The sequence below is a fragment of the Pseudomonas juntendi genome (assembly GCF_009932375.1).
GTDB classification, from domain to species: domain Bacteria; phylum Pseudomonadota; class Gammaproteobacteria; order Pseudomonadales; family Pseudomonadaceae; genus Aquipseudomonas; species Aquipseudomonas juntendi.
Map to the genome: position 1 here is coordinate 22,132 of NZ_BLJG01000137.1, position 6,600 is coordinate 28,731.

The 6,600-nt window shown below is 57.6% G+C and carries 5 protein-coding genes and 1 pseudogene; 1 reads left to right on the forward strand and 5 read right to left on the reverse strand.

The annotated features are described in order from the left end of the window. Positions 1–34: 34 nt before the first annotated feature. From GYA94_RS28755 to GYA94_RS18155, 5 genes and pseudogenes are all read right to left on the reverse strand, one after another. Positions 35–850: pseudogene (locus tag GYA94_RS28755) on the reverse strand (sigma 54-interacting transcriptional regulator); the annotation flags it as partial. Positions 851–976: 126 nt separating this feature from the next. Beyond that, positions 977–1,984, reverse strand: a complete 1,008-nt coding sequence (locus tag GYA94_RS18140) for a transketolase family protein (protein WP_161892823.1) — start codon at positions 1,982–1,984, stop codon at positions 977–979. After that, positions 1,981–2,829 carry a transketolase gene (locus GYA94_RS18145; protein WP_161892818.1) on the reverse strand — a complete coding sequence of 283 codons (849 nt, stop codon included), beginning with the start codon at positions 2,827–2,829 and terminating at the stop codon, positions 1,981–1,983. The genes GYA94_RS18140 and GYA94_RS18145 overlap by 4 nt, the downstream gene beginning before the upstream one ends. A gap of 18 nt (positions 2,830–2,847) precedes the next feature. Beyond that, positions 2,848–4,149, reverse strand: a complete 1,302-nt coding sequence (locus tag GYA94_RS18150) for an MFS transporter (RefSeq protein WP_161892819.1) — start codon at positions 4,147–4,149, stop codon at positions 2,848–2,850. 100 nt (positions 4,150–4,249) lie between these two features. Continuing rightward, positions 4,250–4,999 carry an SDR family NAD(P)-dependent oxidoreductase gene (locus GYA94_RS18155; protein WP_161892820.1) on the reverse strand — a complete coding sequence of 250 codons (750 nt, stop codon included), beginning with the start codon at positions 4,997–4,999 and terminating at the stop codon, positions 4,250–4,252. Between the two features lie 190 nt (positions 5,000–5,189). Here GYA94_RS18155 and GYA94_RS18160 point away from each other — a divergent pair, with 190 nt between their 5' ends. Then, the gene (locus GYA94_RS18160; protein ID WP_161892821.1) at positions 5,190–6,107 is read left to right on the forward strand and encodes a LysR substrate-binding domain-containing protein; all 918 of its coding nucleotides are present in this window, start codon (positions 5,190–5,192) and stop codon (positions 6,105–6,107) included. Positions 6,108–6,600: the final 493 nt, after the last annotated feature.

Consider the following 6,600-nt stretch of genomic DNA (forward strand, 5'->3'; position numbering starts at 1 on the left):
TCTGCGAGCACCGTTACTGGTGCTCGCGGGGCGCTCAGATCGACAGGTGCAGCACGCGCTCACAGGGTTGCGCCTGGGCAGAGCGACGCTTGTTGACCTTTAGCTCACCCAGGTTGAGTAGCAGCGTGCGGGTGACGTTACGGCTAAGGCCCAATAGCTCGGCGGTGTGTACCTGGTTGTGATGGCAGAAACGGTATGCTGCGCCCAGCAGTGTGCGCTGGACCTGCTCGTGCAGGTTTTCCACCTGTTCTTCGAACAATTGCTGCATGGCGTGCTCCAGCAACCCCAGTGCGGACTGATCGGTGCCATGCGGTGCTTCGTGCCGGCCAATGCGCAGGTTGGACAGGCGCAGGTCATCGCTGTGGATCACAATTCGACCAGCTTGCGCTCGGCGTCGGCGCTGAGCACGATGTTGCCGTAGTTCAGGCGACGGCTGTAACTGTCGATAAAGTGTCGCACCAGCGGGATGATGTCCCCAGGCCGCTCGCGCAACGGGCTCAGGTCCAGGTTGACCACGTTGAGCCGGTAGAAGAGATCTTCGCGAAAATGCCCGGCGTTGATGGCCTTTTCCAGCTGCACGTTGGTGGCGGCCAGCCCGGGCGTTGATCGGGATGCTCTTGCGCGAACCCAGGCGCACCACCTCGCGCTCCTGTAGCACGCGCAGCAGCTTGACCTGGGTCGACATCGGCAAGTCGCCGATCTCATCGAGAAACAACGTACCGCCGTTGGCCTCTTCGAACCAGCCGGCCTTGGAACTGAGCGCGCCGGTGAAGGCGCCTTTTTCATGACCGTACAGTTCGGCCTCTACCAGTGATTCGGAAAAGGCACCGCAGTTGACGGCCACGAAGGGCTGCCCCTTTAACGCACCTGCGTAAACTACGGCGCTTCAGGCAGGCGAAGTGATCCGGGCAACTCACCTTATGGCCTGTTGTAGATAGAGAAAAACAGGAGGGCTGGGTTGCCCTCCCTTGTGTTGTCACATCCAGCTTTTGATCTGAGCGCAAACCGCCTCTGTAGAGATGCCGTATCGATCATGCAACGTTGGCAATGCGCCGGCATCCAGGAAAGCATCCGGCAGGGCAATTTGACGGAACGTGGGTGTTACTCCGTTGCGCAGCAGCAGACCTGCGACTGCTTCGCCAAGGCCGCCGATGATCGAGTGGTTCTCGGCGGTTATCACCAAACGCCCGGATTTGCGGGCCTCGCTGAGAATGGCCTGTTCATCCAAGGGCTTGATCGTCGGTACGTGCAGTACGGCCACGTCAACCCCGTCCTTTTGCAACTGTGCTGCCGCTTCCAGCGAGCGCATGGTCATCAAGCCGGTTGAGATAATCAGCACGTCTCTGCCCGTACGCAGCGTCTTGGCCTTGCCTAGCTCGAACGTGTAGCCGTACTCGTCGAGTACCAGCGGCACGTTGCCACGCAGCAGGCGCATGTACACCGGCCCCTGGTGTTCGGCAATGGCTGGCACTGCTTGTTCGATTTCTAGGGCATCGCAGGGATCGACAATCATCAGATTCGGCATGGCGCGGAAGATCGCCAGGTCGTCGGTCGCCTGGTGGCTTGGCCCATAACCAGTGGTCAGGCCTGGCAACCCGCAGACGATTTTCACGTTGAGGTTTTCTTCGGCAATCGCCATGCAGATGAAGTCATACGCCCGCCGTGAAGCGAAAACAGCGTAAGTCGTTGCGAATGGCACGCAGCCTTCACGCGCCATACCGGCAGCAGCGCTCATGAGCAATTGTTCAGCCATGCCCATCTGATAGAAGCGATCTGGGTGGGCCTTGGCGAAAATATGAAGGTCGGTGTACTTTGACAAGTCGGCAGACAGGCCGACGATATCCGGACGCTGATCCGCAAGCGCAGCCAGCGCATGGCCGAATGGCGCAGCGCGCGTTGCCTGGCCTTCGGCGGCGATAGAGGCAATCATCGCCGATGTCGTCAGGCGTTTTTTACCGCTCTGGGTAGTGTTTACATGGCTCATACGGTTCTCCCGACCTTGAGGTTTTTCAGCGCCAGATCCCACTCGTCTTCATCAACGCGGATGAAATGCGTCTTTTCACGGCTTTCAAGAAAATCGACACCTTTACCCATCTTGGTGTCACAGATAATGACCCGGGGCTGGGGGCCTTGGTGGCTGCGAGCTGCATCGAAGGCGCTGACCAATGACCCGATGTCATTGCCATCCACGCGCTGGGTGAACCATCCAAATGCTTGCCAGCGGTCGACGATAGGCTCAAAGGCCAAGACTTCACTCGAATGCCCATCGGCCTGCTGGTTATTGACGTCGATGATCGCGATCAGATTATCGAGCTTCCAGTGCGAGGCCGACATTGCAGCTTCCCAGGTCGAACCCTCGTTCAGCTCGCCGTCGGACAACAGGTTGTAGACAAACGAATCGGATTTTTTGCGCTTCAGCCCCAGGCAAGCACCCACGGCAATGCCCAGTCCGTGGCCGAGGGAGCCACCGGTGATTTCCATGCCTGGCGTGTAGGCCGCCATGCCTGACATCGGCAAGCGGCTGTCATCTGAACCGTAGGTTTCCAGTTCGTCGAGGGGGATGACCTGGGCCTCGATCAGCGCTGCATACAGGGCAATGGCGTAGTGACCGATCGACAGATAAAAACGGTCGCGCTCTTCCCATTCAGGGTTTTGCGGCTGGTAGCGCAGCGCGTGAAAGTACGACACTGCCAGCAGATCGGCAGCTCCAAGTGCTTGGCCGACGTAGCCTTGGCCTTGCACTTGGCCCATGCGCAGAGCATGGCGGCGAATGTTGAAGGCGCGCCCGGCCAAAGCCGAGAGCCCGGTGTTTGAGGCATTGACAGCCATGGTGATGACTCCGAGTAATTAACGGTTGACCGAAGCAGCTGGAATACGCAACACCAGGCACGCGCCGATACACAGCACCCCGGTGATCAGGTACATGCCGATAGCGCTCGAACCGGTCGTGGTGGTAACCCAGCCGATCAGATAGGGCGAACAGAAGCCCGCAAGGTTGGCAAAACTGTTGATGCCGGCGATGCCTGCCGCCGCAGAGACACCACCAAGCAGCGTGGTGGGCAGCATCCAGAAAAGGGAGGAGGCCGAAAGGACGCCGGCAGCGGCCACGCAGAGGCTCAGCACTGACAGCAGCAAGTTCCCACCAAGCATCGCCGCAAACGTCAGGCTGACGGCCCCAGCGAGCATCGGCACGATCAGGTGCCAGCGACGTTCGCGATGCTTGTCACCGCTGCGCCCCATCAGCAACATCGCGGCGATGGCGCACATGTAGGGCAGGCTGGTCAGCAAACCAATGTGCAGTGGGTCGGAAACCCCGGTATTGCGGATGAGGGTTGGTAACCAGAAGGTGATTGCGTACTGGCCCATGACGACACAGAAGTAGATGGATGCCAGTAGCCACAGGCGGCTGTCACCAATGAACTCGCGCGGCGATGCATGAGTGACCTTATGACTGTTGTCTTCAGCCAGCTCTTTCTTGATCAGTGTTTTTTCTTCGTCGGTCAACCAGGTGGCCTGATGCACGCCGTCTTTGAGGTAGCTCAGTACCAGCAGCCCCACGACGACCGTAGGGATGGCTTCCAGCACGAACATCCATTGCCAACCTGCCCAGCCGTGAACACCTGCGAACTGATTCATGATCCAGCCTGAGAGCGGGCCGCCGATCATGCCCGACAACGGGATAGCCACAAACCAGAGCACCGTCATTCTGGCGCGCCGGTACGAGGGGAACCAGTAAGTGAGGTACAGCAGCAGCCCAGGGGCCAGGCCTGCCTCGGCGATCCCCAGCAAAAAACGAAGTGCATAGAACTGCCAGGCGGTTTCGACGAAGGCGAAGAGGGCAGAGATGATGCCCCAGGAAATCATGATTCTGGCAATCCAGCGCCGCGCGCCGACTTTATGCAGGATCAGATTGCTGGGTACCTCACAGAGGAAATAGCCGATGAAGAACATGCCAGCGCCCAAACCGTAAACGATTTCGCTCAGCGAAAGGTCGTTCATCATCTGCAGTTTGGCAAAGCCGACATTCACCCGATCCAGATACGCGCACAGGTAGCACAGCATCAGGAAAGGCATCAGCCGCCAGGCCGTTTTGCGGTATGCATTCGAACGCACGGTCGAGGCCGCGTCGAGTGGCATTGTAGTAATCATGACAGTCTGATCTCTTGTTTTTATAGACCACCCAGCGGTAATGCCGGGTGGGTCATCGATTCAGAACAGGGCGGGCCGTCGACAGCCCACGTACTTGAACTTAGTGAATAAGCATTCCGCCGTTCACGTCCAGGGTTATACCGGTGAGGTAGGAGGAAAGGTCGCTGGCAAGGAACAGTGCAGCATTGGCCACGTCCTGGGCTGCACCCAGGCGCCCGAGCGGGATGCCATCGATGATTGCGTGCCGACGCTCGTCTTGCATGAGGCCACCTGTGATGTCGGTGTGTATCAGGCCGGGAGTGATGGAGTTGACGCGAATCTGGTCGGGGCCAAACTCTCGAGCCATGGCCTTACCCAGGCCTAACACGCCGGCTTTGGCAGCACTGTAGTGTGGGCCGCCAAAGATGCCGCCCCCACGCTGGGCGGAAACAGAAGACATACACACAATGCTGCCTGCTGATTGGGCACGCATGGTCGGGATTACCGCTTGCGACATGAGGAGGGTGCCACGCAGGCTCACGTCCAGCACCTTGTCGTAATCCGAGGGGCGGATATCCAGGGTCTTGATAGGCTGGGTGATCCCTGCATTGTTGACCAGAATGTCGATACGCCCGTAGTGTTCCAGAACGCTAGCGACGGCGGACTTCACCTGCGCTTCATCAGCGACGTTGGCTCCCAGCCCTAGATGACCTTCGCCCAGCGTTTGAGCAGCATCACGTGCCGAGGCTTCATCGAGATCCACGATTACGACTTTGGCGCCATTTTTAGCGAAGGTGATGGCCGTTGCTCGACCGATCCCTCGCTCGGATGCAGCGCCGGTGATGATGGCAACTTTACCTTGAAGCAGCATGAAGAGTTCCTCTGATTGTTTTTATGGTTCGACTCAGTGATCGATGACTCAGGGTGTCTCCTTGCAGCTGCTCGAGCAATTATGTAAACGTCACTAGTAGGTGAAAAAAATTCAGCTCTCGCCAATGTTCACGTTCGGTGGTTGAATTCGATCCGGCTTGGATCGCAATAGAAATAGAGTGAGGGCAGCGATGCGCCAAGACGACCGTGCACCCATTGACCTCCCACCGTTGAGAGCTATTCAAGCCTTCGAGCAAACTGCTCGGTTCGGCAATCTGGCAAGGGCGGCTGAAGTGCTTGACCTGACACCTTCCGCCGTCAGTCATCAATTGGCCAAACTCGAAGCGCTGATAGGGCGTCAGTTGTTCGTTCGGGCTGCACGTGGTGTGACACTGACGCCGGTAGGTGAGCAGTATCTGAAAGATATTTCGGGACTGCTGCATAGCCTGGAAATGGCCACTGAACGCGCAGCCAGTGACGTGAGCCTGGATTGCCTGCGACTGCATTCGTCACCCAGTTTTGGCTTGCTCTGGTTGATGCCGCGTCTGCAAGCGTTCCGCAATAGCCACCCTGACATTCAGATCAACCTTTCCTGCTCGTATGAATCGTTGCACTTCAGCAGAGACAAGATCGACGTCGACATCCGTCACGGGCACCCCAATTGGCCGAGCTACGAAGTGCGTACCGTGCGGCATGAAACGTTTGCAGTGTTGGCAGCGCCAGCATTGCTCGCCCGGTACCCAGTTACCCAGGCTTCGGATCTTTTCGAGCGGGACTTGATTCTCTCCGAGGCCACGCTGCTGAAGTGGCCCGCGTGGTTCGCCCAGCACGGCCTGGCACGTCCGGAACATCCCTACGCTTTGAGTTTCGACAGGTCATACATGACGCTTGAGGCTGCAAGCCATGGGCTGGGGTTCGCCCTGGAAAGTACGTTGCTGGCGCAGAAGTATCTGGCGTCAGGCGCGCTCGTAGAGGTAGCGCCTGAGCGCCTGACGGCCCCTGTCGCAGCGCATCATTTGGTATTCCCCAAAGCACACTCGAACTTCCCTCGAGTGAGAAGGTTTTTGGAATGGATGGAGAGCGAGCTAGGGCATAACTTTGTGTTTTGAAGCCGCGCTACCGAGTTCTATAACTACTGCGGGCAGGGGCCTGATCGTGCCATAGCCATCCGCTTTTGGTGAGGGGCAGCGGCTTTGGGTCGGTTCAGCGTGTAACTGAGTTGCACGGTAGGCTTCACAAAGGAGCTTTTCGGGCAACGCCATCGCAGCGGGTCTACATTTGCGTGCGACGCTTCTTGCTATCCGTGAGGAGTTGAGTCGCCGGCGTCATGACCTTGTCCGGGTTCAAGGGCAATGGCTCAAACGTGTGGTGACCGGTTATGTGACTGTTATCCATAAATGATAAAAAAATATATTTAAGAAAATCAAGGATTTAGCTGAAGTGAAATCCATAGAGGATAAAAAATTAGCAAAATCTTAGGGATTTATCCTTTTTGAGGTGCAGAAGCTGCGTGTTGTGGCGAGAGCCCACAGCGATTTTCGAAGTGGGCTTCCTTCTAACTAGGATATTAAGCCTCGATCGCATCGGCGATTTTCAAGGTAG